Source organism: Acidimicrobiales bacterium (assembly GCA_034521975.1).
Lineage (GTDB): Bacteria > Actinomycetota > Acidimicrobiia > Acidimicrobiales > SKKL01 > SKKL01.
The window spans coordinates 282,990-309,019 of record JAXHLR010000002.1; the positions used below are offsets into that span (position 1 = coordinate 282,990).

At 70.1% G+C, this 26,030-nt stretch carries 28 protein-coding genes and 1 riboswitch; of the genes, 25 read left to right on the plus strand and 3 right to left on the minus strand.

Translation table 11 applies throughout. The annotated features are described in order from the left end of the window. The first annotated feature begins 9 nt into the window (after nucleotides 1–9). The 16 genes from U5K29_01540 (at nucleotide 10) to U5K29_01615 (ending at nucleotide 16,515) form a co-directional block, all read left to right on the plus strand. Complete coding sequence (locus tag U5K29_01540) at nucleotides 10–1,095, plus strand: Xaa-Pro peptidase family protein (protein MDZ7677217.1); 1,086 nt, start codon at nucleotides 10–12, stop codon at nucleotides 1,093–1,095. A gap of 55 nt (nucleotides 1,096–1,150) precedes the next feature. Next, nucleotides 1,151–1,714, plus strand: coding sequence for an elongation factor P (gene efp, locus U5K29_01545; GenBank protein ID MDZ7677218.1), 564 nt, complete (start codon nucleotides 1,151–1,153; stop codon nucleotides 1,712–1,714). Continuing rightward, nucleotides 1,711–2,109, plus strand: coding sequence for a transcription antitermination factor NusB (gene nusB / locus U5K29_01550; protein MDZ7677219.1), 399 nt, complete (start codon nucleotides 1,711–1,713; stop codon nucleotides 2,107–2,109). Before efp ends, nusB begins: the two co-directional genes overlap by 4 nt. Before the next feature lie 73 nt (nucleotides 2,110–2,182). Then, complete coding sequence (gene pyrR / locus U5K29_01555) at nucleotides 2,183–2,773, plus strand: bifunctional pyr operon transcriptional regulator/uracil phosphoribosyltransferase PyrR (GenBank protein ID MDZ7677220.1); 591 nt, start codon at nucleotides 2,183–2,185, stop codon at nucleotides 2,771–2,773. Further along, nucleotides 2,770–3,720, plus strand: coding sequence for an aspartate carbamoyltransferase catalytic subunit (locus tag U5K29_01560; GenBank protein ID MDZ7677221.1), 951 nt, complete (start codon nucleotides 2,770–2,772; stop codon nucleotides 3,718–3,720). The genes pyrR and U5K29_01560 overlap by 4 nt, the downstream gene beginning before the upstream one ends. Continuing rightward, nucleotides 3,713–4,993, plus strand: coding sequence for a dihydroorotase (locus U5K29_01565; GenBank protein ID MDZ7677222.1), 1,281 nt, complete (start codon nucleotides 3,713–3,715; stop codon nucleotides 4,991–4,993). The genes U5K29_01560 and U5K29_01565 overlap by 8 nt, the downstream gene beginning before the upstream one ends. Then, nucleotides 4,990–6,093 (plus strand): glutamine-hydrolyzing carbamoyl-phosphate synthase small subunit, encoded by a 1,104-nt coding sequence (gene carA / locus U5K29_01570; GenBank protein MDZ7677223.1) that lies wholly within the window; start codon nucleotides 4,990–4,992, stop codon nucleotides 6,091–6,093. The genes U5K29_01565 and carA overlap by 4 nt, the downstream gene beginning before the upstream one ends. Beyond that, on the plus strand, nucleotides 6,093–9,383 hold the full coding sequence (gene carB, locus U5K29_01575; GenBank protein MDZ7677224.1) for a carbamoyl-phosphate synthase large subunit: 3,291 nt from the start codon (nucleotides 6,093–6,095) through the stop codon (nucleotides 9,381–9,383). The genes carA and carB overlap by 1 nt, the downstream gene beginning before the upstream one ends. Next, the gene (locus tag U5K29_01580; GenBank protein ID MDZ7677225.1) at nucleotides 9,380–10,324 is read left to right on the plus strand and encodes a dihydroorotate dehydrogenase; all 945 of its coding nucleotides are present in this window, start codon (nucleotides 9,380–9,382) and stop codon (nucleotides 10,322–10,324) included. The genes carB and U5K29_01580 overlap by 4 nt, the downstream gene beginning before the upstream one ends. Next, entirely contained in the window at nucleotides 10,314–11,054 is a 741-nt protein-coding gene (gene pyrF / locus U5K29_01585; GenBank protein MDZ7677226.1) for an orotidine-5'-phosphate decarboxylase, read from the plus strand. The genes U5K29_01580 and pyrF overlap by 11 nt, the downstream gene beginning before the upstream one ends. 40 nt (nucleotides 11,055–11,094) lie before the next feature. After that, nucleotides 11,095–11,421 (plus strand): integration host factor, actinobacterial type, encoded by a 327-nt coding sequence (mihF, locus tag U5K29_01590; GenBank protein ID MDZ7677227.1) that lies wholly within the window; start codon nucleotides 11,095–11,097, stop codon nucleotides 11,419–11,421. A gap of 14 nt (nucleotides 11,422–11,435) precedes the next feature. Next, nucleotides 11,436–11,978, plus strand: a complete 543-nt coding sequence (locus U5K29_01595; GenBank protein MDZ7677228.1) for a guanylate kinase — start codon at nucleotides 11,436–11,438, stop codon at nucleotides 11,976–11,978. Nucleotides 11,979–12,049: 71 nt separating this feature from the next. Further along, the gene (gene rpoZ / locus U5K29_01600) at nucleotides 12,050–12,349 is read left to right on the plus strand and encodes a DNA-directed RNA polymerase subunit omega (protein ID MDZ7677229.1); all 300 of its coding nucleotides are present in this window, start codon (nucleotides 12,050–12,052) and stop codon (nucleotides 12,347–12,349) included. A gap of 9 nt (nucleotides 12,350–12,358) precedes the next feature. Beyond that, nucleotides 12,359–13,558, plus strand: coding sequence for a bifunctional phosphopantothenoylcysteine decarboxylase/phosphopantothenate--cysteine ligase CoaBC (coaBC, locus tag U5K29_01605; GenBank protein ID MDZ7677230.1), 1,200 nt, complete (start codon nucleotides 12,359–12,361; stop codon nucleotides 13,556–13,558). Nucleotides 13,559–13,589: 31 nt separating this feature from the next. Then, on the plus strand, nucleotides 13,590–14,786 hold the full coding sequence (metK, locus tag U5K29_01610; GenBank protein ID MDZ7677231.1) for a methionine adenosyltransferase: 1,197 nt from the start codon (nucleotides 13,590–13,592) through the stop codon (nucleotides 14,784–14,786). Next, entirely contained in the window at nucleotides 14,698–16,515 is a 1,818-nt protein-coding gene (locus U5K29_01615) for a hypothetical protein (GenBank protein MDZ7677232.1), read from the plus strand. The genes metK and U5K29_01615 overlap by 89 nt, the downstream gene beginning before the upstream one ends. A gap of 43 nt (nucleotides 16,516–16,558) precedes the next feature. Here U5K29_01615 and U5K29_01620 read toward each other — a convergent pair whose 3' ends face one another. Both U5K29_01620 and U5K29_01625 read right to left on the minus strand, forming a co-directional pair. Beyond that, complete coding sequence (locus tag U5K29_01620) at nucleotides 16,559–17,215, minus strand: DUF402 domain-containing protein (GenBank protein ID MDZ7677233.1); 657 nt, start codon at nucleotides 17,213–17,215, stop codon at nucleotides 16,559–16,561. 168 nt (nucleotides 17,216–17,383) lie between these two features. Beyond that, nucleotides 17,384–18,004, minus strand: a complete 621-nt coding sequence (locus U5K29_01625; protein MDZ7677234.1) for a methyltransferase — start codon at nucleotides 18,002–18,004, stop codon at nucleotides 17,384–17,386. Nucleotides 18,005–18,053: 49 nt separating this feature from the next. Between U5K29_01625 and def the strand changes: the two genes are divergently transcribed. The 8 genes from def (at nucleotide 18,054) to U5K29_01665 (ending at nucleotide 24,535) form a co-directional block, all read left to right on the plus strand. Further along, entirely contained in the window at nucleotides 18,054–18,587 is a 534-nt protein-coding gene (def, locus tag U5K29_01630; protein MDZ7677235.1) for a peptide deformylase, read from the plus strand. 2 nt (nucleotides 18,588–18,589) lie between these two features. Further along, nucleotides 18,590–19,477: a methionyl-tRNA formyltransferase gene (locus tag U5K29_01635; protein ID MDZ7677236.1), complete on the plus strand. Its 888-nt coding sequence runs from the start codon at nucleotides 18,590–18,592 to the stop codon at nucleotides 19,475–19,477. Further along, nucleotides 19,474–20,646 (plus strand): transcription antitermination factor NusB, encoded by a 1,173-nt coding sequence (locus U5K29_01640; GenBank protein MDZ7677237.1) that lies wholly within the window; start codon nucleotides 19,474–19,476, stop codon nucleotides 20,644–20,646. The genes U5K29_01635 and U5K29_01640 overlap by 4 nt, the downstream gene beginning before the upstream one ends. A 16-nt stretch (nucleotides 20,647–20,662) precedes the next feature. Beyond that, nucleotides 20,663–21,145, plus strand: coding sequence for a MogA/MoaB family molybdenum cofactor biosynthesis protein (locus tag U5K29_01645; protein ID MDZ7677238.1), 483 nt, complete (start codon nucleotides 20,663–20,665; stop codon nucleotides 21,143–21,145). Nucleotides 21,146–21,280: 135 nt separating this feature from the next. Continuing rightward, nucleotides 21,281–21,406, plus strand: a riboswitch (FMN riboswitch). 73 nt (nucleotides 21,407–21,479) lie between these two features. Next, complete coding sequence (gene ribD, locus U5K29_01650) at nucleotides 21,480–22,553, plus strand: bifunctional diaminohydroxyphosphoribosylaminopyrimidine deaminase/5-amino-6-(5-phosphoribosylamino)uracil reductase RibD (protein MDZ7677239.1); 1,074 nt, start codon at nucleotides 21,480–21,482, stop codon at nucleotides 22,551–22,553. Continuing rightward, on the plus strand, nucleotides 22,550–23,845 hold the full coding sequence (locus U5K29_01655) for a bifunctional 3,4-dihydroxy-2-butanone-4-phosphate synthase/GTP cyclohydrolase II (protein ID MDZ7677240.1): 1,296 nt from the start codon (nucleotides 22,550–22,552) through the stop codon (nucleotides 23,843–23,845). The genes ribD and U5K29_01655 overlap by 4 nt, the downstream gene beginning before the upstream one ends. Further along, on the plus strand, nucleotides 23,838–24,305 hold the full coding sequence (gene ribH, locus U5K29_01660; GenBank protein ID MDZ7677241.1) for a 6,7-dimethyl-8-ribityllumazine synthase: 468 nt from the start codon (nucleotides 23,838–23,840) through the stop codon (nucleotides 24,303–24,305). The genes U5K29_01655 and ribH overlap by 8 nt, the downstream gene beginning before the upstream one ends. Then, complete coding sequence (locus U5K29_01665) at nucleotides 24,305–24,535, plus strand: cold shock domain-containing protein (protein MDZ7677242.1); 231 nt, start codon at nucleotides 24,305–24,307, stop codon at nucleotides 24,533–24,535. The genes ribH and U5K29_01665 overlap by 1 nt, the downstream gene beginning before the upstream one ends. A gap of 25 nt (nucleotides 24,536–24,560) precedes the next feature. Here U5K29_01665 and U5K29_01670 read toward each other — a convergent pair whose 3' ends face one another. Further along, nucleotides 24,561–25,052 carry a hypothetical protein gene (locus U5K29_01670; protein MDZ7677243.1) on the minus strand — a complete coding sequence of 164 codons (492 nt, stop codon included), beginning with the start codon at nucleotides 25,050–25,052 and terminating at the stop codon, nucleotides 24,561–24,563. 312 nt (nucleotides 25,053–25,364) lie between these two features. On the opposite strand from U5K29_01670, the gene infC reads away from it, so the two are divergent. After that, entirely contained in the window at nucleotides 25,365–25,985 is a 621-nt protein-coding gene (infC, locus tag U5K29_01675; GenBank protein ID MDZ7677244.1) for a translation initiation factor IF-3, read from the plus strand. Nucleotides 25,986–26,030 lie beyond the last annotated feature (45 nt).

The following is a 26,030-nucleotide window of genomic DNA, read 5'->3' on the forward strand; positions in this document are numbered from 1 at the left end:
CTGCCGGCCATGGAGCGCAGCGCCCGGTTCGATCGTGTGCGCCGGGAGATCTCCCGACACCGGGCCGATGCCCTGCTGGTCACCAAGCTGGTCAACCTCCGGTGGTTGACGGGTTTCAGTGGTTCTGCCGGAATGTTGCTGATCCTGCCCCGCCGATCGGTGCTGATCACCGACGGTCGCTACCGCGAGTCCGCTTCTGCCGAGCTCGCAGATGCGCGAGTGGACGCGGAGCTCGCGGTCACCAGCGCACCGGGGGAGGTGCTCTCGGAGCTGACCCGCGAGGAGGAGCTCGGCTGTGTCGCGGCCGAGGCCGACGACCTCTCCTGGGCGAGCGCCCAGGTTGCCGACGCCAGCTGGTTCCCCGATGCCGAACTGGTGCCGACGACCGGGTTGATCGAGTCGCTGCGCGAGGTGAAGGAGTCGGCCGAGATCGCCCGCGCCGAAGCGGCTGCGGGCATCGCCGACGCAGCACTGGCCGAGGTCGTTCCCATGCTTCGTGCCGGTGCGACCGAGGTCGAGGTCGCGGTCGCCCTCGAGTCCGCCATGCGACGTCTCGGCGCCGAGGAGCCGGCGTTCGACACCATCGTGGCGTCAGGACCCAACTCGGCGGTACCCCATCACCGCCCCACCGGCCGGGTGATCGAACAGGGTGATCTCGTGGTCATCGACATGGGGGCCACCGTCGACGGCTACCGATCCGACATGACCCGCACCTTCGTGATCGGCGAGCCCTCCGACACCGCCGGGCGCCTGCTCGAGGTGGTGGCCGCGGCCCAGGCCGCCGGGGTGGAGGAGGTGGTCGCCGGCAGGCCGTGTCGTGACGTCGACGCCGCCGCTCGGAGGGTGGTCGCCGAGGCCGGGTGGGCCGAGGCGTTCGTACATCCCACCGGTCATGGGGTGGGCCTCGAGATCCACGAGCGCCTTCGTCTCGCCGCGACCTCCGATGATACGCTCGCCGTCGGCCACGTGGTGACCGTCGAACCCGGGGTCTACCTGCCAGGGTTCGGTGGGGTCCGCATCGAGGACACCGTCGAGGTCACCGGCACCGGCTGTCGTCGTCTCACCCGTTCGTCCCACCACACCGTCCTCGGTTGAGTCCGACCCCCTCATCTGTCCGCCCATCTGTCCGCCCGCGCGAGGAAGCACCAGCATGCCCGCAGTCTCGACCAACGACCTGAAGAACGGGATGACCCTTGCCATCGACGGCGATCTGTTGAACGTCGTCGAGTTCCAGCACGTCAAGCCCGGCAAGGGCGGTGCCTTCGTCCGAACGAAGCTCAAGAACGCCCGCACCGGCGCCATCGTCGATCGCACCTTCCGTGCCGACGAGAAGCTCGAGCGGGCCATGATCGACAAGCGCGAGATGCAGTACCTCTACCACGACGGCACCGACTACATCTTCATGGACAGCGAGACCTACGACCAGCTCCACGTGCCTGCCGAGACCCTCGGCGACGCGGCGGGCTATCTGGTCGAGAGCGACACGGCCGTGCTCCAGATGTTCGGCACCGAGATCGTCGGGGTCGAGCTGCCCGCGGCGGTCGAGCTCACCGTGGCCGAGACCGAGCCGGGCATGCAGGGCGATCGGGTCTCGGGTGCCCGCAAGCCGGCGACCCTCCAGACGGGTCTGGTCGTGCAGGTGCCACTGTTCGTCAACGTGGGTGATCGGCTCAAGATCGACACCCGCTCGGGCGAGTACATCACCCGCGCGTGAGCGCCAGCCGCCGCGAGGCCCGCGAACGGGCCCTCGGGCTCCTCTACGAAGCCGAGGCACGCGACGTCGCCCCGGCGGCGGTGCTCGAATCGCTTCCGGTGCCTCCCGATCCCTACGCCGTCGACCTCGTCGTCGGGGTGGGCGACGACCAGGAGACCATCGACGAGCTCATCGGGCGCTTCGCCAAGGACTGGAAGCTCGAACGCATGCCTGCGATCGACCGGGCGGTGCTGCGGATGGCGATCCACGAGCTGATGTCGTGCCACGAGGTGCCGACCGGTGTCGCCATCTCCGAAGCGGTCGATCTCGCCACCCAGTACTCCACCGACGAATCGGGCCGGTTCGTCAACGGCATGCTGTCGCGCATCGCCGCCGAGGTCCGTCCCGACCCCTGACCGTGCCTGCTATGATCTCGCTCTGACCGTGAAGCGGGTCCCGTGAGGCCCGAACGGACAGGAAGGCACGCACTTGGCTCGACGTGAACGACCACACACGCCCCCGCGCGGGGGCGTTTTTCTTGCCCGCAGCCAGGTCCTCGACGCCGACGACATCCGGCGGGCGCTGCGCCGCATGGCCCATGAGGTGATCGAGCGCAACCACGGGCTCGAACACGTGGTGGTGATCGGGCTCCAGACCGGCGGGGTCCCCCTGGCCGGGGCGCTGGCCGAGGCTCTCGCCGCCATCGAAGGTCGTCAGGTCCCAACCGGCTCGCTCGACGTGGCCTTCCACCGTGACGACATCGGGCTGCGGCCGATCATGCCCGAGGCGGTCACCGAGATCCCGGTCGACCTCACCGGGCGAGTGGTCGTCCTTGTCGACGACGTGCTGTTCACCGGGCGCACCGTGCGGGCTGGTCTCGACGCGCTCGCCAACTTCGGGCGGCCGCAGGCCATCCAGCTGGCGGTGATGGTCGACCGTGGCCACCGCGAGCTGCCCATCCGTCCCGACTTCGTGGGGAAGAACCTGCCCACCCGTCGCGACGAGGTGGTCGATGTGACCCTCGATGGCGTGCGCCTGGGCGAGCTCGGCGACCCACCAACGGGGGAGGGGGACAGGTGAAGCACCTCCTGTCGATCCGCGATCTCGGAGCCGACGGCATCGCCGAGGTTCACGACCTCACCGACAGCTTCGTCGAGGTCAGCTCCCGGGCCATCCCCAAGGTCCCGGCGCTGCGGGGCCGAACGGTGGCGTGGCTGTTCTACGAGGACTCCACACGCACCCGCACCTCCTTCGAGGCCGCCGCCCGCCGACTGTCGGCCGACACGGTGAACTTCAGCGTCGGGTCGTCGTCGGTGAACAAGGGCGAATCGCTGCGCGACACCGCCCTCACCATCCAGGCCATGGGCGTCGATGCCATCGTGGTGCGCCACGCCTCGGCGGGGGTGCCGTGGCAGCTCACCCGCTGGCTCGACGCCTCGGTCGTCAACGCGGGCGACGGGTGGCACGAACACCCGACACAGGCACTGCTCGACACCTACACGCTGCGCGAGCGGCTGGGAGGCCTCGATGGCCGGCGCATCGCCATCATCGGCGACATCAAGCACTCGCGGGTGGCGGGCAGCAACGTGCACGCGTTCACCGCCATGGGTGCCGAGGTGGTGCTGGTGGCACCGCCAACGTTGCTACCGGCGAACCTCGATGCCTGGCCGGTCGAGGTGAGCCACGACCTCGATGCCGTGTTGCCCACCGTCGATGTCGCCTACACCCTGCGGATGCAACTCGAACGCCAGCGCGCCGCGCCGGTGCCGAGCCTCCGCGAGTTCACCCACCGCTACGGGCTCAGCGCCGAGCGGGCCGCGCGGCTGCCCGAGCACGCGTTGGTGATGCACCCCGGACCCATGAACCGGGGTGTCGAGATCGCCGCCGAGGTGGCCGACGGGCCCCGGTCGGTGATCCTCGACCAGGTCCGGAACGGGGTGGCGGTGCGCATGGCGGTGCTGTTCTTGTTGTTGGGGTCGGGACGTCCCGACGAACGAGTGGAGGGGACGGTGGCCGCACGTGGCTGAACTGGTCATCAGGGGCGGGACGATCATCGACCCGAACGGCAGTCACGAGACCGACGTGGCCATCGCCGACGGTCGGGTGGTCGAGCTCGGAACGGATCTCGATGGCGACCGGATCCTCGACGCGTCGGGCTGCATCGTCAGTCCCGGCTTCGTCGACCTCCACACCCATCTTCGCCAGCCCGGCCGCGAAGAGGCCGAGACCATCGGGAGTGGGGCCAGGGCGGCCGCCCGGGGCGGCTTCACCGCCGTGGTCGCCATGCCGAACACCACGCCGGCCATGGACTCGGCCTCGGTGGTGGCCGAGGTCCTCGAGCTCGGCAACGGCGTCTCCTGCGAGATCCTGGCGTCGGGTGCCATCACCGTGGGGCGCGAGGGCGAACAGCTGTCGCCCATGGGCGAGCTGGCCGATCTGGGGGTGAACATCTTCACCGACGACGGAACCGGGGTGCAGGACGACGCGGTCATGCGGCGCGCCATGGAGTACGCCCGCGGGCTGGGGGTGACCCTGGCCCAGCACTGTGAGGTGACCAGCCTGTCGGCCGGGACCTGCATGCACGAGGGCGAGTGGTCGACCCGTCTCGGGTTGCCGGGCCAGCCCGCAGAGGCCGAAGAGCTGATGGTGTCCCGCGACATCGCCCTGTCGGGCCTCACGGGTGCACGGATCCACTTCCAGCACCTCTCCACCGGTGGTTCGGTCGAGCTGGTGCGGGCAGCCAAGGCCCAGGGCCTCCCCGTCACCGCGGAGGCCGCCACCCACCACTTCACCCTCACCGACGCGTGCGTCGGGTCCTACGACCCGGTGTTCAAGGTCCACCCGCCCCTGCGCAGCAGTGCCGACGTGGCTGCAGTGCGCGCCGGGCTCGTCGACGGCACCATCGACGCCATCGCCACCGACCACGCGCCCCACACCAGCCAGGACAAGGAACGACCCTTCGACGCCGCGCCGCCGGGCATGCTGGGGCTCGAGACGGCCCTGGCGCTGGCCATCACCGAGCTCGGTGATCAGCTCGACCTCGACCACATCGTCGCACTGCTCTCGTGGCGCCCCGCTGTCATCGCCGGCGCCGCCGACCGCCACGGTCGTCCCGTCGCTCCGGGCGAGCCGGCCAACCTGGCCGTGTTCGACCCGACCGCCACCTGGACCGTCGACCCCGCCGACACCGCCAGCCGAAGCCGCAACACCCCCTATGCCGGTCGCACCCTCACCGGCCGAGTCCGCCACACCCTCTTGTGGGGCCAACCCACCGTGATCGATGGAGCAACCACCCGATGACCATACGCCCTGCACTGCTGGTCCTCGCCGACGGCACCACCTTCGAAGGTGAGGCCATCGGCGCCGAACCACCCGGTGGGATCGCCACCGGTGAGGTCGTGTTCAACACCGTGCTCACCGGCTACCAGGAGGTCATCACCGACCCGTCCTATGCCGGTCAGATCATCACCTTCACCTATCCCCACATCGGCAACTACGGCACCAACGCGGGCGACGACGAAGCCGCCCATCCCGCCTGCCGGGGCGTCGTGGTGCGCGAGATGGCGCGCCGGCACAGCAACTGGCGGGCCACCGACGGCCTCGACTCGTTCCTGCGCCGACACGGTGTGGCCGGGATCGGTGGGGTGGACACGCGACGCCTCACCCGCCACATCCGCGAGGCAGGGTCGATGCCCGCCGCCTTCGGTACCGCCGACCACTCGGCGCTGGTCGCGGCCGCGGCGACCGAGCCGGGCACCGAGGGCATCGATCTCGTCGACACGGTCAGCACCGGCGAGGCCTACACCGTCGGCCACGGGCCGAAGCGCATCGTCGCCTACGACTACGGCATCAAGTCGACCATCCTGCGCCATCTGGGCGAGCTCGGGGTGGTCGAGGTGGTGCCGGCCTCGACCCCGGCGGCGGCGGTGCTCGAGCGCCGGCCCGACGGCGTGTTCCTCTCCAACGGGCCCGGCGACCCTGCCGCGGTCTCCTACGCCGTCGACGCGGTCCGTGACCTGCTGGGCCAGGTACCGGTGTTCGGCATCTGCCTCGGCCACCAGCTCATGGCGGTGGCCCTCGGGGGCAGCACCCACAAGCTGGCGTTCGGTCACCACGGTGGCAACCACCCGGTGCGACACCTCCACAGCGGCGCAGTGGAGATCACCAGCCAGAACCACAACTACGCGGTCACCGAGGGCAGCCTCGACTCGGCCGAGGTCACCCACGTCAATCTCAACGACGGGGTCATCGAAGGCATCCGCAGCACCGAGGTTCCGGCGTTCAGCGTCCAGTACCACCCCGAAGCCGGTCCCGGGCCCCACGACTCGCGCTATCTGTTCACGCTGTTCGACCGGCTCATGGAGGGCAAAGACCTCGCCGCGCTGAAGGGAGCGAACTGATGCCCCGTCGCGACGATCTGTCGTCGATCCTGCTCATCGGCTCGGGGCCGATCATCATCGGCCAGGCCTGCGAGTTCGACTACTCGGGTACCCAGGCCTGCCGGGTGCTGCGCGAGGAGGGGTACCGGGTGATCCTGGCCAACTCCAACCCGGCCACGATCATGACCGACCCCGACTTCGCCGACGCCACCTACGTCGAACCGCTCGACATCGAGGTGCTGACCGCGATCATCGAGAAGGAGCGGCCCGACGCGCTGCTGCCCACCCTTGGCGGCCAGACCGCGCTCAACTTGTCGATGGAGCTGGTCGAGGCCGGGGTGCTCGACCAGTACGGGGTCGAGCTGATCGGCGCCAACGCCGAGGCCATCGCCACCGCCGAGGATCGCCAGCAGTTCAAGGTGGCGATGGCCGAGATCGGCATCGATGCCCCGTCGTCGGCCATCGCCCACACCATCGAGGGCGCGCTCGACGTCGTCGAGGAGATCGGGCTGCCGGTGGTCATCCGACCGGCCTACATCCTCGGTGGCCGCGGCACCGGCATCGCCTCGACCCCCGAGGAGTTCGAGCGGATGGCCCGGTTCGGGCTCTCGGCCAGCCCGATCAGCGAGATCCTCATCGAGGAGTCCATCGCGGGCTGGAAGGAGTTCGAGCTCGAGGTGATGCGTGACCACGCCGACAACTGCGTGATCATCTGCTCGATCGAGAACGTCGACCCGATGGGTGTCCACACCGGCGACTCGATCACCGTCGCCCCGGCCCAGACCCTGTCCGACGTCGAGTACCAGCTCATGCGCGACGCCGCCTTCGCCTGCATCCGCCGGGTGGGGGTCGAGACCGGCGGCTCCAACGTGCAGTTCGCCCTGCACCCCGAGACCGGCCGCATGGTCATCATCGAGATGAACCCCCGTGTCAGTCGGTCCTCCGCGCTCGCGTCGAAGGCCACCGGGTTCCCGATCGCCAAGATCGCCACCCGCCTGGCCGTCGGCTACCGGCTCGACGAGATCGACAACGACATCACCCAGAAGACCCCGGCCAGCTTCGAGCCGACGATCGACTACGTGGTCACCAAGATCCCGCGCTGGGCGTTCGAGAAGTTCCCGGGAACCACCGGGGTGCTGGGCACCTCGATGCAGTCGGTCGGCGAGGTCATGGCGATCGGTCGTACCTTCCCCGAATCGCTGCAGAAGGCGCTGCGGTCGCTCGAACAGGGACGCTACGGGCTCAACTGCGATCCCGGTGAAGCCGACCTCGACCGCTTCGACGACGACGAGCTGCTCGCCCGGGCTGGCATCGGCACCCCCGACCGTCCGTTCCAGCTCGAAGCGGCGTTGCGGCGGGGGCTGTCGGTCGACGCGGTCGCCGAGGCCACCAAGGTCGACCCCTGGTTCCTCGATCAGATGTCGATGGTGGTCGAGGAGCGCGCCCATCTCGCCGGGGTGGGGATCGACGCCATGACCACCGCCACGTGGCGCCGGGCCAAGCGTCTGGGGTTCGCCGACGCTCAGATGGGATGGTTGTGGGACGTCTCCGAGGACGAGGTCCGCCGGCGGCGCCTCGATGCCGGCGTGCGGGCCACGTTCAAGACCGTCGACACCTGCGGTGCCGAGTTCGAGGCGCAGACGCCCTACCACTACTCCACCTACGAGGACGAGGACGAGGTCCGCCCGAGCGACCGCCCCAAGGTGTTGATCCTCGGCTCCGGCCCCAATCGGATCGGTCAGGGGATCGAGTTCGACTACTGCTGCGTCCACGCCAGCTTCGCCCTGCGCGACGCCGGCTACGAGACGATCATGCTCAACTGCAACCCCGAGACGGTCTCCACCGACTACGACACCAGCGACCGGCTCTACTTCGAGCCCCTCACCCAGGAAGACGTCCAGAACGTCATCGATGCCGAAGCGCCCGTCGCGGTGATCGTGGCGCTCGGAGGCCAGACCCCGCTCAAGCTGGCCGGGTTGCTCGACCGTGCGCTCATCGCGGGCACCAGCCCCGACTCGATCGACCTGGCCGAGGACCGCGACAAGTGGAACGCGCTGTGCGCCCGCCTCGAGATCCCCCAGCCCGCCGGGGGCACCGCCACCGATCTCGACGGAGCACTGGCGATCAGCGAGCGCGTGGGCTACCCGGTGCTGGTGCGGCCCTCCTATGTGCTCGGCGGGCGCGCCATGGAGATCGTCTACGACGACGAGAGCCTCACCCGGGCGATGGCCGAGCTGGCCGGTTTCGGCACCCTCGGCCGCGAGGGTGGCCTGTCGGCCAGCCGTCCCGTGCTGGTCGACCGCTTCCTCGAGGACGCCACCGAGGTCGACGTCGACGCCCTGCGCGACGTCACCGGCGAGGTCCACATCGGCGGGGTGATGGAGCACGTCGAGGAAGCCGGCGTGCACTCCGGCGACAGCGCCTGCTCACTGCCGCCCACCACGCTGTCCGGCGAGACGATCGCGGTGATCGAGTCCTACACCGCGGCGTTGGCCGAGGCGCTCGACGTCCGCGGCCTGATCAACGTGCAGTTCGCGGTGAAGGCGAACCAGGTGTTCATCATCGAGGCCAACCCCAGGGCCTCGCGCACCGTGCCGTTCGTGGCCAAGGCCACCGGTGTGCCCCTCGCCAAGGTCGCGGCCAGGATCATGCTCGGCGCCACCCTGGCCGAGCTGCGCGACGAGGGGATCCTGCGGCCGCGGGCGGTGGGGGACCACATCTCGGTCAAGGAGGCGGTCCTGCCGTTCAACCGGTTCCCCGAGGCCGACGCGGTGCTCGGCCCCGAGATGCGATCCACCGGAGAGGTCATGGGAATCGACCTCACGGTCGGACTCGCCTTCGCCAAGTCCCAGCTGGCCGCCGGCCTCCGGCTGCCCACCGAGGGCACCGTCTTCTTGTCCCTCGCCGACCGCGACAAGGCGGTGGGGGTCGAGGCGGCCCGCCGGTTCGACGCGATCGGGTTCCGGCTCGTCGCCACCAGTGGGACCGCCGCCCACCTCGCCGAAGCGGGGATCCCCGTCGACACCGTCGTGGCCAAGATCGGCGAGGACGGCACCAACGCGGTCGATCTGATCGCCAGCGGCGAGATCGACCTGGTCGTCAACAGTCCCCGTGGTCGGGGCCCGCGTGCCGACGGTGCCCACATCCGACAGGCGGCCGGGGTGCACAATGTCGCGCTGCTCACCACCGCCAAGGCGGCGCTGGCCGCAGCGACCGGCATCGCCGACATGATGGCTCATCCCCTGCGGGTCCGGAGCCTGCAGGAGTACCACCGCGGCGTGGCGGCGTCGGAGCTGGGGGCCACCAGATGACCCGACACCGGCGCGGTCCTCGCGACTCGGTCGACCTGTCGGTCGAGGTGGGCTCGGTGCGGCTTCCCAATCCCGTGATGACCGCATCGGGGACCGCGGGTCACGGCGCCGAGCTCGGCGCCTATGTCGATCTGGCCGGCCTCGGCGCGGTCGTGGTCAAGTCGTTGTCGGCCGAGCCCTGGCCCGGGAACCCGCCACTGCGTGTTCATCACACTCCTGCGGGGATGATCAACTCGGTGGGTCTGCAGGGTCCCGGGGTGGAAGCGTGGCTGGCCGAGGATCTACCGCCGCTGATCGACGCCGGTGCCCGGGTGGTGGTCAGCATCTGGGGCCGCACCGTCGACGAGTACCGTGCCGCGGCCGAAGCCGTCGCGGCCGCGCCCCCCGAGGTGGTGGCCGTGGAGGTCAACCTGTCGTGTCCCAACCTGTCCGGTCACGGCATCTTCGCCCAGTCGGCCGCCGACAGCGCCGCGGTCATCGAGGCCGCGGCGGTGTGCGGACGTCCGCGGTGGGCGAAGCTGACCGCTCTGGTCACCGATCTGCCGGCGATCGCCGGGGCGGTGCTCGATGCCGGCGCCGAGGCGCTCACCCTGATCAACACCGTTCCCGGACTGGTGATCGATCTCGAGGATCGCCGGCCGGTCCTCGGGGGAGGTCCCGGGGGCGTGTCGGGTCCCGCCATCCATCCGGTGGCGGTCAAGGCCGTCAGCGACTGCCGCGTCGCCCACCCCCACGCCTCGATCATCGGTGTCGGCGGCATCGCCACCGGTGCCGACGCGGTCGAGATGGTGATGGCGGGCGCGGACGCGGTCCAGGTCGGCACCGCCACCTTCGCCGATCCCCGGTCTGTCGCCAAGGTCCTCCACCAGCTCGAGAACTGGTGTGTCGACCACGGCATCACCCGAGTCGCCGACCTGACAGGAGCAGTCCATGACCGATGATCCCACGAGCTCCACCTCGGCCACCGAGGTCGACCTCGACGACTTCGACGACCCCGGTCCCTGGGATCACCTCGCGCTCGTCCTCGACGTCGACGACCACGTGGCCGCCATGCGCCTCGCCGGGCAGCTCCGTCCGTTCTTCCGGGTCGCCAAGGTCGGCCTCGAGCTCTACAGCGCCGTCGGACCCGAAGTGGTCACCGGGCTGATGAACCTCGGCTACGACGTGTTCTGCGACTTGAAGCTCCACGACATCCCCACCACGGTCAACCGGGCCTCCCGGGTGATCGGCGCGCTCGGTGCGAGCTACCTCAACGTCCACACCTCGGCCGGAGTCGACGTGGTGCGCGCCGGGGTGGAGGGGTTCGCCGATGGGGCCGAGCGGGCGGGCCTCCCGGAACCGATGATGCTCGGCGTCACCGTGCTGACCAGCGACCAGGACTCATCCGAATCGGTCCTGCGCCACCGGCTCGACGTCGCCGTCGAAGCCGGGTGTGGGGGAGTGGTCTGTGGCGCTCCCGACCTGGCCACGGTTCGCGAGGTCGGACCGAGCCTGTTCACCGTCGTCCCCGGTATCCGACCCGAAGGGGCCGACCACCACGACCAGATTCGAGTCGCGACCCCGCGTGCCGCGCTCGACGCCGGGGCCGACCTCTTGATCATCGGCCGCGCGGTCACCCAAGCCGATGATCCCGAGGCCGCCGCCGTCGACATCGTCGAGAGCCTCTCCTGAACCGTGCCCCGAACCCGTCCGCGGGCGCTACTGTCGGAACATGACCCAGCCCCCTCAGCTCACCGACGAGCAACGCCAGGCCGCGCTGGCCAAGGCTGCCGAAGTGCGTCGCGAGCGCGCCGAGGTCAAGGAGCGTCTCAAGATGGGCTCCATCAGCCTCGCCGAGCTGCTCGACACCGCCGGCACCAACGACACCATCGCCAAGATGAAGGTCCTCGCCGTGCTCGAATCACTGCCTGGTGTCGGCAAGGTCAAGGCCCGCCGCACCATGGAGCGCATCGGCATCAGCGAGACCCGGCGGGTGCGGGGGCTCGGCGACCAGCAGCGCAAGGCCCTCATCGAGGCCTTCCCCTCGCCCTACCGGTAGGTGCCACCATCATCGTGATCGTCGCCGGCCCCGGCGGGGTGGGCAAAGGAACCGTGGTGCGCGAGCTCGTCGAGCGCGACCCCAAGCTCTGGTTGAGCCGTTCGTGGACCACCCGCGACCGCCGCCCGGGCGAAGCCGAGGATGCCTACCACTTCGTCTCCCGCGAGCAGTTCGAGGCGCGCGTCGCCGCCGACGGGTTCCTCGAATGGGCCGACTTCCTCGGTCAGCTGATGGGCACCCCCACGCCCGACGGCCTCCCCGAGGGCGTCGACCTGGTGCTCGAGATCGATGTCCAGGGGGCCGAGCAGGTCCTGTCCCGCGACCCGGATTCGCTGTTCGTCTTCATGGACGCACCGTCGCGCGAGGAGCAGGCGGCACGGCTGCGGGTGCGTGGCGACTCCGAGGAACAGGTCGCCAGGCGATTGGCCAACGCCGATACCGAACGTGCACGCGGAGAAGCCCTGGGTGCCACGGTGGTGGTCAACGACCAGGTCGAGAAAACCGTCGCCGAGCTCGAGGCACTCATCGCCGAGGCCAGGGACCGACGAGCGAGCTGAGGCGATGCTGGGGTGGCAGCACCTCCCGCTGCTAGTCTTGTTGGTCGGCCTCGCCCACCTCTGGAGCACCCATGACCCAGTTCAACGACTCGATGATGAACCCCTCGCTCGAGGACCTGCTCGAGCGCACCGGATCCAAGTTCGACCTGGTCACCCTCGCTTCGCTCCGAGCCCGCCAGATCAACAGCTACTTCGGCCAGCTCGGCGACGCCGGTGGCCCCGCCATCCCACCGCAGGTGGCCTCCACCGCTCGCAAGCCGCTGTCGATCGCCTTCGAGGAGATCGCAGCCGACAAGATCGTGGCGCGGCGCACCGACACGCCGGACGCGTCCGATGAGTCCGCTGCCGACACCGACAGCCCGACCGAGTAGCCCACCGTCGTGATCGACGGTCGCCGCATCGTCCTCGGTGTCACCGGCGGCATCGCCGCGTACAAGGCGGTCGAGGTCTGCCGGAGGTTGGTCGACGCGGGCGCGCACGTCAGCCCCGTCCTCACCAACGGGGCGCTCCACTTCGTCGGTGAGACCACCTTCTCGGCATTGGCGTCGGAACCGGTGCAGCGGTCGCTGTGGAACGAAGCCAGCCCCATCCCCCACACCCGGCTCGGTCAGGGTGCCGACCTCGTCCTGATCTGTCCCGCCACCGCGAAGGTCATCTCCGACCTGCGCACGGGTCGGTCCCACGACCTGCTCACCGCCACGTCACTGGCCACCCGTGCCCCCGTCGTCATCTGCCCGGCCATGCACACCGAGATGTGGGAACACCCCGCAGTGCAGGAGAACCTCTCGGTGCTCGCCGAGCGGGGGGTGTACATCGTCGCCCCCGAATCGGGCCGCCTCGCCGGGGGCGATGTCGGTGCCGGACGCCTGGCCGACCCCGCCGCCGTCGTCGCCGCGGTCGAACGGGTGCTCGGGCCCGGCGACCTCACCGGCACCAAGGTCGTGGTCACCGCCGGCGGCACCCGCGAGGCCATCGACCCGGTGCGCTTCATCGGCAACCGGTCCTCGGGCAAGCAGGGCTTCGCCCTCGCGGCCGAGGCCAGGTCACGAGGCGCCGAGGTCGTGCTCGTGACCAGCGTCGCGCCGCCACCGAACCTGGGCGTCGAGGTCGTCACCGTCGAATCCGCCGCTCAGATGCTCGATGCGGTCAGGGCCCACGCGGCGTCGGCGGGCATCGTCGTGATGGCGGCCGCCGTCGCCGACTTCCGACCCGTCGAGGTGGCCGACACCAAGCTCAAGAAGCACGACGGTGCACCCCGGATCGTCCTCGAGCCCACCGTCGACATCCTGGCCGAGCTCGGGCGAGACAAGCCGTCGGGACAGATCCTGGTGGGATTCGCCGCCGAGACCGACGACGTCGTCGCCAACGCCCGCGACAAGCTGACCCGCAAGAACGCCGACGTCATCGTCGCCAACGACGTCTCGGCCCCCCAGGTGGGGTTCGAGCACGACACCAACGCCGTCATGATCATCGGCACCGACGGAATGGACCACACTGTTGGTCTCACCGACAAGCGTTCGGTGGCCAGAGCGGTCATCGACGCGGTCGTGGCACGGCACTCGCCCGTTCCCACGACCTGAACCCATCCCTGTCCACCTATCCAGGAGCACAATGAGCCGTTTCACCTTCACGTCCGAGTCCGTGACCGAGGGCCACCCCGACAAGATGGCCGACCAGATCTCTGACTCCATCCTCGATGCCCTGCTCGAGCAGGATCCTCAGAGCCGGGTCGCATGCGAGACGCTGGTCACCACCGGGTTGGCGATCGTGGCCGGAGAGATCACGACCGAGGCCTACGTCGACATCCCGAGCGTGGTGCGTCGCACCATCAACGAGATCGGGTACAACCGCGAGTCGTACGGCTTCGACGGGAACACCTGCGGGGTGATGGTCACCATCGACGAGCAGTCGCCCGACATCGCCCAGGGTGTCGACGCGTCGGAGGAGGTGCGCTCGGGCGGCTCCGGCGAGGAAGCCCTGATGCAACAGGGTGCGGGCGACCAGGGGATGATGTTCGGCTACGCCTCGAACGAGACCGACGCGCTGATGCCCCTGCCGATCCACCTCGCGCACCGCATGGCCGAGCGCTTGTCCGAGGTGCGCAAGGCGGGCACCGTTCCCTACCTGCGCCCCGACGGCAAGACCCAGGTCAGCTTCGACTACGAAGACGGCAAGCCGGTCCGCTTGCGCACCGTGTTGGTGTCCACCCAGCACGACGAGGGCATCGATCGCGACTCGATGATCCGTCCCGACCTGATCGAACAGGTCATCCGTCCGGTCATCCCCGAGCGCTACGCCGACGACGACTACGAGGTCTATGTCAACCCCACAGGCCGCTTCGTGATCGGCGGCCCGGTCGGCGACGCCGGGCTCACCGGGCGCAAGATCATCGTCGACACCTACGGCGGCATGGGTCGCCACGGAGGTGGCGCCTTCTCCGGAAAGGACCCGTCCAAGGTCGACCGCTCGGCCACCTACGCCGCCCGGTGGGTGGCCAAGAACCTCGTGGCTGCCGGCGCGGCCGAGCGCTGTGAGGTCCAGGTGGCCTATGCGATCGGCGTGGCTCGTCCGATCTCTGTCATGGTCTCCACCTTCGGCACCGGACGGGTGGAGGAGGCCGAGATCGAGCGGGCGGTCAGCGAGGTGTTCGACCTGCGTCCCGCGGCCATCGTCAAGGAACTCGATCTGCGCCGCCCCATCTACCGGCCCACCGCCGCCTATGGGCACTTCGGCCGCCCCGACGACATGTCGTTCACCTGGGAGCGCACCGATCGGGTCGACGACCTCAAGTCCGCACTCGGGCTCTGAGCCGCTGCCAACCGCGCCGCGGGTTGTTCGGGTCCTTCCCGACGTACCCGCCATCGACCGCGAGTTCGACTACCTCGTCCCCGACTCGATCCCCGAGATCGGGATCGGCGACATGGTCCGCATCTCGTTGCACGGTCGGCGCGTGGGTGGGTGGGTCGTCGCCACCGATGTCGAGCCCCCACCAGGGGTGCGACTGCTGGCGCTCTCCAAGCGCAGCGGCGTCGGCCCGTCGGGCGAGCTGATCGAGATGGCGGCCTGGGCGGCATGGCGCTTCGCCGGTCGCCGGGCCAGCTTCTTGGCCACGGCCTCGCCTCCCACCACCGTCGCGGGGATCGAGCGGCGGCCTCGCTCGAACGACCCGGTGCCGGTGGTGGCCGACGAGATCGTCGCCGCCTTCGGCACCGGTGTGTCGGTGCTGCGCCGACCTCCCACGACCGATCCGGTCCCGGTCGCGGTCGCCGCGTGCGCTCGAGGCCAGGCGTTGGTGCTCGTGCCCACGGTCACCGGTGCCAGGCAAATGGCGTTGGCGCTGCGCCGCGCCGGGATCGAGGTGGCACTGCACCCACGCGACTGGGCGGCGGCGGCAGCGGGGGCGTCGGTGGTGGGTACGAGGGCTGCGGCGTGGGCGCCTGCTCCGGATCTCGCGGCGGTGGTGGTGTTCGACGAGCACGACGAGGCGTGGCAAGAGCAACGGGCCCCCACCTGGCACGCGCGCGAGGTCGCGGTCGAACGGGCTCGTCGCGCCGGAGCTCCGTGCGTGCTGGTGTCGGCCACGCCGTCACTCGAGGCGCTGACCGTCGGGTCGCTCTCGGCGCCGACGCGTGCGGGCGAGCGGGCGGGATGGCCGCTGTTCGATGTGATCGACCGCAGACAGGACGACCCGATGAGAGGCGGACTGTGGTCCGAGCGCCTCACGCCCATGCTGCGGTCGGCCGAGCGCGCGGTGTGCGTGTTGAACCGAACCGGACGCTCGCGCCTGATGGCGTGCGGCCGGTGCGGCGACGTCAGCCGGTGTGAGCACTGCGACGGAGCCATGGTCCAGGCCGACGGTGATCGGCTGCAATGCCGACGTTGCGGCGGTGAGCGCCCGGTGATCTGCCAGGCGTGCGGTGCGACGAACCTGCGCAACATCAGAGCGGGCGTCACCAGGGCGCGCGAGGAGCTCGAGGCGCTGGTGGGCGAACCGGTGGTCGAGGTGACGGGTGCGTCCGACACCGAGATCGCCGATGCGCGCGTCTACATCGGCACAGAAGCGGTGCTTCACCGCGTCGGTGGGGCCTCGCTGGTGGCGTTCCTCGACATCGACCAGGAGCTGCTGGCGCCCCGATACCGTGCCGGCGAGGAGGCGCTGGCGCTGCTGGCGAGGGCCGCCCGGCTGGTGGGGCCCCGTTCCGGTGGTGGTCGTGTCGCCGTGCAGACCCGGGTGCCCCGCCACGACGTGCTCCAAGCGGCGCTGACGGCCGATCCCGCACGGTTCTCCGCGGCCGAGGCTGCACGCCGTGCGACGTTGCACATGCCTCCGGAGACAGCGATCGCCGAGGTGTCGGGCCAGTCGGCCGCCGCCTTCGTGGCCGAGCTCGGCTCGCCGGCCGGGGTCGAGGTGCTCGGGCCCTCCGACGGGCGCTACCTGCTGCGGGCACCCGACCACGACACGCTCTGCGATGCGGTGGCATCGACACCGCGGCCATCGGGCCGGCTGCGGATCGCCATGGATCCGGTCCGGGTGTGACGAGGATCCGAACCTGAACCTGGCCGGTCCGAACGCTTCGGGGTCAGGCGCGGTCGAACGCCTCGCGTGCGTCGACCACCACCGGCGGCCGGTCCCAGTACGGAGGCGGGTCGAGCGGGTCGAGCTCGATCGGTACCCACTCGGTCCAGGTGCCGTCGAAGGGCCCGACACCCTTGCGGGCAGCGGTCTGCAGGTCGTCGCGGAGCGCTTCGACGCGGCGCACCTCGCCCGGCGAGAACAGCCGCTGCTCGCTCGCCCAGTTCCAGTGGTCGGTGTCCTTCCAGAAGGTGTTGCCGTCCGGCAACACGATGAGGTCGAGCCACAGGTCGAGCGTGTCGATCACCAGCCCGTCGGGGTGGCGGCTGATCGGGCGCTCGAAGTTCAGGTACCAGCAGAGGAACTCGCCGGATTCGGGGGCGAACAGGTGCATGACGTTGAAGTAGCGGTCCGGGCGGTGACGGCACACGCCCACGAACTGCGCCCCGGAGGAGGCCTCGAGCGTCCACTCGCCCGACCGGAAGCTCTCCCGGACATGGTGCATGTCGTGACTGTTCCGGGGTAGGTGACACGTGCTTCCCGGGATGCTGAGGGTGACCAGCTCGTCGGGGCCGTCGTCGAGGAGCAACTGGGGTTGCGCCGACCAGATCCGTCCCTGGTGGATGCTCCGCTTCACGATGATGTGGAGTTCCTCGCCGCTCACCACGTGTACTCCCGCCCCCTGTCGTCTCGACCGCTGCGTTCCACAGACTGACAGATCCAACCCCGTGAGTCGGTGATCCCGGTCCCCGTGCCCGGTTGCCGCCGCCTGCGTGCCATCTGTCACCCTTCGACCACTCGGGGTGACATCTTGAGCCTCGGTGAGGTGGCCTCAGTCCCGATGGCCGACCCTGGGAGCGACGTCGAGGAGGCGGTACCCCATCCGCGATCGACGGCGTGTCACCTCGAACCCGGCCTCGGACAACCATCGGGCGAGTGAGTCGGCCCCGAGGTGGCGGCTCACCACGAGGTGAGCTCCGCCCTGCGGGTGCATCCGCGCCAACCACGAGGACAGCATGTCGTGGACGGCCTGCTTCCCGATGCGGATCGGAGGGTTGGACCAGATCTGTCCGAACACCAGGTCGGGGTCGACATCGTCGGGGGAGGCGACCAGCACCCGGTCGGCGACTCCTTGGAGCTCGGCGTTGCGCCGGCACAGGTCCCTGGCCCGCTGGTTGACATCGACCGCCCAGACCGTCGCGTCCGGACAACGGTGGGCGAGGGTGATGGCGATCGGGCCGTACCCGCACCCCAGATCGAGCAGGGGGCCGTGACCGGCATCGGGCTCGGGTCCTTCGAGCAGCAACAGCTTGGTGCCCGGATCGACACGATCGGCGGAGAACACCCCCGAGTCGGTCTGCAGGTGACACGACAGGTCAGGCAGCACCAGCGCCACCTCCCGGATCCGGGAGCGGGCGGTGGGGTCGGGGTCGAAGTAGTGCCCCGGGCTCATCGGTTGTCCGGCTGCAGCAGTTCCACACCGCGACGGTAGTCTTTGCCGGATGGCCCCCTTCGAGATCCGCACCTTCGGCGATCCGGTGCTGCGCCGTGTCGCCCACGAGGTCACCGACATCGACGGCCGTCTCGCCCGCCTGGTCGAGGACATGCTCACGACCATGTACGGAGCTCCCGGGCTCGGGCTCGCCGCACCCCAGATCGGTGTCGGCAAGCGGGTGTTCGTCTACGACGTCGGCGAGGGTCCCGAGGCGCTGGTCAACCCCACGATCGCCGAGTCCGACGGCGAGTGGTGCTACGAGGAGGGATGCCTCTCGGTGCCCGGCTACACCTTCGAGATCGTGCGGCCGAAGCAGGTGCACCTCACCGGGCTCGACCTCGACGGCAACGAGGTCTCGTTGGAGGCCGACGAGCTGCTCGCTCGGTTGTTCCAGCACGAGCTCGACCATCTCGACGGGATCCTCCTGCTCGAGCGCCTCGCCGACGACGAACGCACGCGCGCCCTCAGGGCGCTGCGCGAGGACACGCTGGCTGCAGCCGACGACCAGACGCGGCCCACCGGTGGGCTCGCGCTCGGCTGACCGTGGTCGTTCCTGCGCCGAACCAGCCTCGACGTCTGGTCTATCTCGGCACACCCGAGGCCGCCGTGGCGCCGCTGCAGGCCCTACACGACGCCGGCTTCGAGATCGCCCTGGTGGTCACCCGCGCCGACAAGCGCCGCGGCCGCGGATCCGGTCTGTCGCCAAGTCCGGTGAAGGTGGCAGCGAGCGAGCTGGGGATCCCTGTCACCACCGACGTCGATGCCGTGATCGACAGTGGTGCCGACCTCGGGGTCGTCGTGGCCTTCGGCCGCATCATCAAGCCCCACGTGCTCGACGCCGTCCCCATGGTCAACCTGCACTTCTCCCTGCTGCCCCGGTGGCGCGGTGCCGCCCCGGTCGAGCGGGCCATCCTCGCCGGCGACGACGTGACCGGCGTGTGCGTCATGGCGGTCGAGGAGGGGCTCGACACCGGCGGTGTCTACCGCTCGGCGGAGGTCGACATCGGCCCGGACGAGACTCTCGACGAGTTGCGCGGGCGGTTGGTAGAGCGGGGGTCGCAACTGTTGGTCGCTTCCCTGAGCGAAGACCTCGGTGATCCCGTGCCGCAGGAGGGCGAACCCACCTACGCCGACAAGATCGAGCCCTCCGAGCTCGAACTCGATTGGGGTCGTCGCGCAGTCGAGCTGCATCGGGTCGTGCGGCTGGGCGGTGCCTGGACCACCTGGCGGGGGCGTCGCCTCAAGGTCCACGTCGCCCGGTTGGTGCCCGAACACCGTGGTGAGCCGGGTTCGCTCGACGGTCGGACGGTCGCCGCCGGTGAGGGCGGGTTGGAGCTGATCGAGGTCCAGCCCGAAGGCAAACCTCGACAAGACGCCGCGGCATGGCTCAACGGCGCCCGACCGGGCCCCGACGACCGGCTGGGTCGATGACCCGGCGCCGGAGCGGCTCCCGGCAGACCATCACCAGGACCGAGCCACCCGGCGTCGTGGTGCGCCGCCTGGCCATCGAGGCGATGGTGCGCATCGAGGTCGATCGGGCGTACGCGAACCTGGCCCTGCCGCCGATGCTGGGGCGCAGCACGCTCGATGAGCGCGATCGTGGCCTGGTGACCGAACTGGTCTATGGAGCGACCCGCATGCAACGGGCCTGCGACCACCTGGCCGACCGGTTCGTCCTGCGCGATGTCGATCCGGCGGTTCGAGCGGCGCTACGGGTCGGTGTCTACCAACTGGCGTTCACCAACATCCCCGCCCACGCGGCGGTGTCGGCGACGGTGGGTGCGGTCGATGGAGCGGCCCGGGGGTTCGTCAACGCCATCCTCCGCAAGGTGGCGGGCGCCGCCATCGAGTGGCCCGACCTCGCTACCCGACTCAGCTACCCCGACTGGATCGTGGATCGGCTCTCGATCGATCTCGGTGCCGACGTGGCCCTGGCGGCGCTGGAGGCCATGAACCAGGCTCCGGCGGTGACGGTTCGATCCGACGGCTACACCCAGGATCGGGGCTCGCAGTGGGTGGTCGAGCTGGTGGGCGCCCAGCCGGGGGAGCGGGTTGGCGACCTGTGTGCCGCCCCCGGGGGGAAGGCGACCGGACTCGCGTCATCGGGGGCGTGGGTGGTGGCGTCGGACCTCACCGCCCAGCGCGCGGGGCTGATCGGTGGAAACGTCGAACGAACCGGCCACCGCGGGGTCGCGGTGGTGGTGGCCGACGCCACTGCTGCGCCCTATGCCCCGGACAGCTTCGACCGGGTGCTCGTCGATGCGCCCTGCTCGGGGCTCGGGGTGCTGCACCGCCGCCCGGATGCACGCTGGAGGATCGCCCCCGATGACGTCGAGCACCTCGCCGCCCTGCAACGTCGGATCATCGACGCGGCAGTGCCGCTGGTTCGGCCCGGGGGTGTGCTCGTGTACAGCGTGTGCACGATGACCGATGCCGAGACACTCGGCATCGACCAGCACCTGGCCCAGCATCACCCCGAGATGGAGGCGCTCGAGCCCCCAGGCGAACCGTGGGTCCCCCACGGTCGGGGAGCGCTGTTGTTGCCCCAGGCCGCCGGGACCGACGCCATGATGGTGCTGCGCCTTCGCCGGCCCCGTTGATCACCGAGGAGTCGACATGTCCGATCATCCACAACCGCTCTGTGCCAAGGTCCTCACCGTGTCCGACGGGGTGGTGGCCGGGACCCGCGAGGACAGCTCGGGTGAGGCGCTGGCGACGCGCTTGACCCAGGCGGGATGGACCGTGCTCGACCACCGAGTGGTCGCCGACGGCACCCAGAGCGTCCGTGAGGTGCTGCTGGAGATGGCGCGGGACTTCAACGGGCTCATCGCCACCACCGGCGGAACCGGGTTCGGTCCTCGCGACCTCACGCCCGAGGGCACCGCGGAGGCGATCGACCGTGAGGCTCCGGGCATCGCCGAGGCCATGCGGCTGGTCAACCCGCTCGGGCGGCTGTCCCGAGGCGTCGCCGGTACCATCGGTGAGGCGCTCGTGGTCAACGGGCCCGGGTCCACCGCGGGCGCGGTCGAGACCCTCGAAGCCGTGCTCGACGTGCTGCCCCACGCCGTCCGGCTGCTCGCAGGCGACACCGCCCACTGATCTCGCGTCTGGTCACCGTGGCGTGTCACCTGCGCCAGCGGAGGTGACCAGAGTCCGGGTGGTCTCGGTGCCCGCACCGAGGTCGAGTGTGCTGCTCGCGACCGGGCCGGGTACCGTTTGATGTGACAACTACACGACATCTCGCGGGGTTGGGTGAAACTCCCGACCGGCGGTGAGAGCCCGCGAACCCTGGCTCCGGCCAGGGCCGACCCGGTGGAACTCCGGGGCCGACGGTGACAGTCCGGATGGGAGCGAGAGCACGCAGGGCACCGGTCCCTGCCCGCTCGCGCCTGTCCGGGCGCCCGCCCGTGAGGCGAGGAGCGAGCAGCACCGGATGAGCGACGAGCGCGACACGAGCCACATGGAGCGGGCGTTGACCAATGCCGCCTCCGTGCAGGGCCTCACCGCGCCCAACCCCTGGGTCGGGTGCGTGGTCGCGCTGGCCGACGGCCGGACCGTCGACGGTGTCACCCATCCCGCCGGTGGACCCCACGCCGAGGCCCACGCGCTCGAACAGCTCGGCGGTGCGGCCCAGGGAGCGACCCTGTATGTCACCCTCGAGCCCTGCGCCCACCACGGTCGCACCCCGCCCTGCACCGACGCCATCATCGCCGCTGGGGTCGAGCGGGTGGTCGTCGCCATCGAGGATCCCGATCCCAACGTGGGTGGTCGTGGCGTCGCCGCCCTGCGTGCTGCAGGCATCGCGGTCGAGATCGGCTCGATGGCCGGTGAGGCCACCCGGCTGCTGGCGCCCTACCTCACCCACCGCAGGACCGGGCGCCCCTCTGTCGTGCTGAAGCTGGCGGCCACCCTCGATGGCCGAACCGCAGCCCCCGACGCCACCAGCCGCTGGATCACCGGGCCCGAAGCCCGTGCCGATGTCCACCGTCTCCGAGCGGCCAGCGACGCCATCCTCGTCGGTGCCGGCACCGTTCGCGACGACGACCCCGCGCTCACCGTCCGCGGCGTCGAGTCCCCGCTGCCCGGAATCGTCCACGAACCGTTGCGGGTGGTGCTGGGTCACGCCCCGCCCGACGCGCGGGTCCACCCCGCGGTCGAGATGTCGGGCGATCTGGGAGAGGTGCTCGACGAGCTCGGCCGCCGGGGTGTCCTGCAGCTGCTGGTCGAAGGCGGGCCGACGGTGGCCGGAGCCTTCCACCGGGCCGGTCTCGTCGACCACTACGTCGTCTACCTCGCACCGGCGCTCTTCGGCGGCGACGATGCCCGCCCCCTGTTCACCGGAGCCGGTGCGTCCACCATCGACGCGCTGTGGCGGGGGTCGGTGGCGGGCATCGAGCGGTTCGGCGACGACCTCCGCATCGACCTCCACCCCCTACCAGCCGACACCACCCATGGCGTCCCTGACGGGTCGGCCTCGACCCGTCTCGAAGAGGAGATCCCCACATGACCGAGCGTCGCGACCCAGTGTTCGCCGCCATCCCCGATGCCATCGCCGCGATCGGGCGGGGTGAGGTCGTCGTCGTGGTCGACGACGAGGATCGCGAGAACGAGGGCGATCTCATCATGGCCGCCGAGGCGGCCACGCCCGAGAAGGTGGCGTTCTACGTGCGCCACACCTCGGGGGTGATCTGCGTGGCCCTCACCGGCGAACGCTGCGACGCGCTCGGTCTGCCACTGATGGTCGCCGACAACACCGAGTACCAGCGCACCGCCTTCACCCACACCGTCGACTACCGGCACGGCACCACCACCGGCATCTCCGCCGGTGACCGCACGGCCACCATCCGGGCACTGGCCGACCCCACCGTGGCCTGGAGCGACTTCAACCGTCCCGGCCACCTGTTCCCGCTCCGGGCCCGTGACGGGGGAGTGCTCAAGCGGGCCGGTCACACCGAGGCGGCGGTCGACCTGGCAAGCCTGGCCGGGCTCCAGCCGGCCGGCGCCCTGTGCGAGATCGTGAACGACGACGGGACCATGGCCCGGGTACCCGATCTGGCGGTCTTCGCCGCCGAGCACGGCCTGTTGATGATCTCCATCGCGGACCTGATCCGCCACCGGCGGGCCAACGAGAAGCTGGTGGTGGCGACCGGTCAGGGCCGGGTGCCCACGCGGTGGGGAACCTTCGTCGCCCACGCCTATCGCTCGCTCATCGACGGGACCGAGCACGTGGCGTTCGTGAAGGGCGACGTCGCCGGCGGAGATCCGGTCCTGGTGCGCGTGCACAGCGAGTGCCTCACCGGCGACATCTTCGGCTCACTGCGCTGCGACTGCGGCCCTCAGCTCCACGCGGCACTGTCGAGGATCGCCGAGGAGGGCTCGGGCGTGGTGGTCTACCTGCGAGGCCACGAAGGCCGTGGGATCGGTCTCGGGCACAAGCTGCGGGCCTACGGGCTCCAGGACTCGGGTCACGACACGGTCGATGCCAACCTCGAGCTCGGGTTGCCGATCGACAGCCGGGAGTACGGTGTTGGCGCCCAGATCCTGGTCGATCTCGGCGTGGACAAGCTGCGGGTCCTCACCAACAACCCCGCGAAGTACGGGGGTCTGCAAGGATTCGGGCTCGAGGTGGTCGAACGGGTGCCGCTGCAGTCGACGCCCACCATCGAGAACATCAACTACCTGCGGACCAAGCGCGCCCGCCTCGGACACCTCCTGGAGGGACTGGATGACACCGGACTCGAGCCTCACGACGCCGATCCCGCCCAGCACCAGCCAGGACAGGAGGCTGCAGGTGATTGAGGGATCGCTCGCCGGTGCCGGCCTGCGCATCGGGGTCGTGTGCGGTCGGTTCAACGACTTCGTCACCGACCGGCTCCTCGGTGGGGCCGAACGGGCGCTGCGCCGACACGGGGTCGACCCGGCCGACACCACGGTCGTGTGGGTGCCCGGAGCGTTCGAGATCCCCTTCGCCGCCCGGCAGCTTGCCGTGGGGGGCACCGTCGACGCCGTGGTGACCCTCGGGGCCGTGATACGCGGGGCCACCGGGCACTACGAGCAGGTCGCCGGCCAGTGTGCAGCGGGGGTGCAACGCGCCGCCCTCGACACCGGTGTGCCGGTGATCTTCGGGGTGCTCACCACCGACACCGTCGACCAAGCCATCGAGCGCGCCGGGGCCAAGGCGGGCAACAAGGGCGAGGAGGCGGCTGCGGCAGCGATCGAGATGGCCAACCTGGTGCGGACGCTCACCAAGGACACGTGATGGAGACCGCCACCGGAACCGTCACCGACTTCGACGACGCCGCGGGCTACGGGACCGTCACCGACAGCGGGGGCGAGCAGTGGTTCTTCCACTGCACCGCCATCGCCGATGGCACCCGGACCATCCAGATCGGCACCAAGGTCGCGTTCGACCTCGTCGCCGGGCGCCTCGGCGAGTGGGAGGCCTCAGGCCTGCGCCCGCTGCAGGTGGCCGAGCCTCCCCCGTCCTGATGCCGGCGACGGATCGCTGGGTGACTCAGGAGCCGTCGTCGCCGCCGGGGTCACCGCTGCCGGCATCGGCGGCTGCCTTGACCTGCACGTAGGCGAGTTGGATCTGGGCCAGGGCGTCGCGCAGGGTCGTTCCGTCTTCGCCCATCTGGTCGCCGACCGCGTCGAGGACGCCCGCCAGGGCGTCGATCGCCAGCTTGGCCTCGTCGACCTTGGGCGCGTCGGCGCCGAGGTGGATGGCGGCCAGCTCGTAGAGCCCCATGGCGTGGTTGGCGACCACCACCGCGGCGGGGGTCTCGGCCATGTGCTGGCGAGACTCGGCCATCTGGGCGATCATCGCCTTGGCCTGCTCCTGCTCCTCGGGCGAGAGGCGGTCGAACTCGGCCCGCTGCTCCTCGGTGAGCCCGGCCAGGATGTCAGGTCCGGCGTCGCCCTGGCTGGGTGGGGTCTGGCCATCGGCGGGTTCGGAGGGCTGGTTGCGGTCGACGGGGTGTTCTCCACCGGGGGTCCACAAGCTCATCGGGTCGATCCTTCGGTCGTCATCGGTTCTGCCAGGCCGCCCGGCATGGCGCTGCACCGGCGTGGTTCTCGTTGTTCGTTCCTGGTACTCTAGGCCGACAATTGAGAACGGAAAGCGGGGTCCCAACCCCCACCCTTCCACCGGGTCCGGCGCTGGCCGGAACCACCAGGTGAGTCGGGTCGATCGACACGCTGCTGTCGCCACCGGTGACAGCGGTCGCGGACGTCGGCTTTCCGGCGTCCGCTTCGTGGTTTTGCGGACGGTCCCAGACACCCAGCGCACAGAGAGGATCTGCGCATCGATGAGGAGTGAGTGGCGATAGCTGCGCCGGCGAACAACGAGCCCCGTATCAACGATCGCATCCGAGCCCGCGAGGTTCGTCTCGTGGCCGCCAGCGGCGAACAGATCGGGATCAAGCCCCTTCCCGAGGCGCTGGCCATGGCACGCGAGCAGGACCTCGATCTGGTCGAGGTGGCCGACAAGGCCAGCCCGCCCGTGTGCAGGATCATGGACTACGGGAAGTACAAGTACGAGGCCGCACAGCGAGTCAAGGAGTCCCGCAAGAAGAGCACCAACATCGTCGTCAAGGAGATGAAGTACCGTCCCAAGATCGGCGGCGGCGACTTCGACACCAAGACCCGCAAGGTCGAGGAGTTCCTTGGCGAGGGCCACAAGGTCAAGGTCACCATCATGTTCAGGGGGCGCGAGATGCAGCACCCCGAGCTCGGCAAGAAGATCCTCGACGAGGTGGCCGAGAAGGTGTCCGACGTGGCCAGGGTCGAGGTGGTGCCCAAGCTCGACGGTCGCAACATGATCATGGTGCTGGCCCCCGACAAGAAGGCCCAGGCCGCAGCAGCCAAGCGCGACGCCGACGATGCGTCCGATCCAGATCCCGACACGTCCGACCCGGACGCGTCGACCCCCGACAACTGAACGACCTCCCGGCCCCGGCATCCGCGTGGGGCCCGGGGATCACAC

Excerpts from the sequence above, each read along its gene's own strand:
- U5K29_01540 (MDZ7677217.1), top strand. The coding sequence starts at position 10 with ATGGAGCGCAGCGCCCGGTTCGATCGTGTGCGCCGGGAGATCTCCCGA.
- efp (MDZ7677218.1), top strand. The coding sequence starts at position 1,151 with ATGCCCGCAGTCTCGACCAACGACCTGAAGAACGGGATGACCCTTGCC.
- carA (MDZ7677223.1), top strand. The coding sequence starts at position 4,990 with ATGACCATACGCCCTGCACTGCTGGTCCTCGCCGACGGCACCACCTTC.
- carB (MDZ7677224.1), top strand. The coding sequence starts at position 6,093 with ATGCCCCGTCGCGACGATCTGTCGTCGATCCTGCTCATCGGCTCGGGG.
- U5K29_01580 (MDZ7677225.1), top strand. The coding sequence starts at position 9,380 with ATGACCCGACACCGGCGCGGTCCTCGCGACTCGGTCGACCTGTCGGTC.
- pyrF (MDZ7677226.1), top strand. The coding sequence starts at position 10,314 with ATGACCGATGATCCCACGAGCTCCACCTCGGCCACCGAGGTCGACCTC.
- mihF (MDZ7677227.1), top strand. The coding sequence starts at position 11,095 with ATGACCCAGCCCCCTCAGCTCACCGACGAGCAACGCCAGGCCGCGCTG.
- rpoZ (MDZ7677229.1), top strand. The coding sequence starts at position 12,050 with ATGACCCAGTTCAACGACTCGATGATGAACCCCTCGCTCGAGGACCTG.
- metK (MDZ7677231.1), top strand. The coding sequence starts at position 13,590 with ATGAGCCGTTTCACCTTCACGTCCGAGTCCGTGACCGAGGGCCACCCC.
- U5K29_01615 (MDZ7677232.1), top strand. The coding sequence starts at position 14,698 with ATGGGCACTTCGGCCGCCCCGACGACATGTCGTTCACCTGGGAGCGCA.
- U5K29_01625 (MDZ7677234.1), bottom strand. The coding sequence starts at position 18,004 with ATGAGCCCGGGGCACTACTTCGACCCCGACCCCACCGCCCGCTCCCGG.
- def (MDZ7677235.1), top strand. The coding sequence starts at position 18,054 with ATGGCCCCCTTCGAGATCCGCACCTTCGGCGATCCGGTGCTGCGCCGT.
- U5K29_01640 (MDZ7677237.1), top strand. The coding sequence starts at position 19,474 with ATGACCCGGCGCCGGAGCGGCTCCCGGCAGACCATCACCAGGACCGAG.
- U5K29_01645 (MDZ7677238.1), top strand. The coding sequence starts at position 20,663 with ATGTCCGATCATCCACAACCGCTCTGTGCCAAGGTCCTCACCGTGTCC.
- ribD (MDZ7677239.1), top strand. The coding sequence starts at position 21,480 with ATGAGCGACGAGCGCGACACGAGCCACATGGAGCGGGCGTTGACCAAT.
- U5K29_01655 (MDZ7677240.1), top strand. The coding sequence starts at position 22,550 with ATGACCGAGCGTCGCGACCCAGTGTTCGCCGCCATCCCCGATGCCATC.
- U5K29_01665 (MDZ7677242.1), top strand. The coding sequence starts at position 24,305 with ATGGAGACCGCCACCGGAACCGTCACCGACTTCGACGACGCCGCGGGC.
- U5K29_01670 (MDZ7677243.1), bottom strand. The coding sequence starts at position 25,052 with ATGAGCTTGTGGACCCCCGGTGGAGAACACCCCGTCGACCGCAACCAG.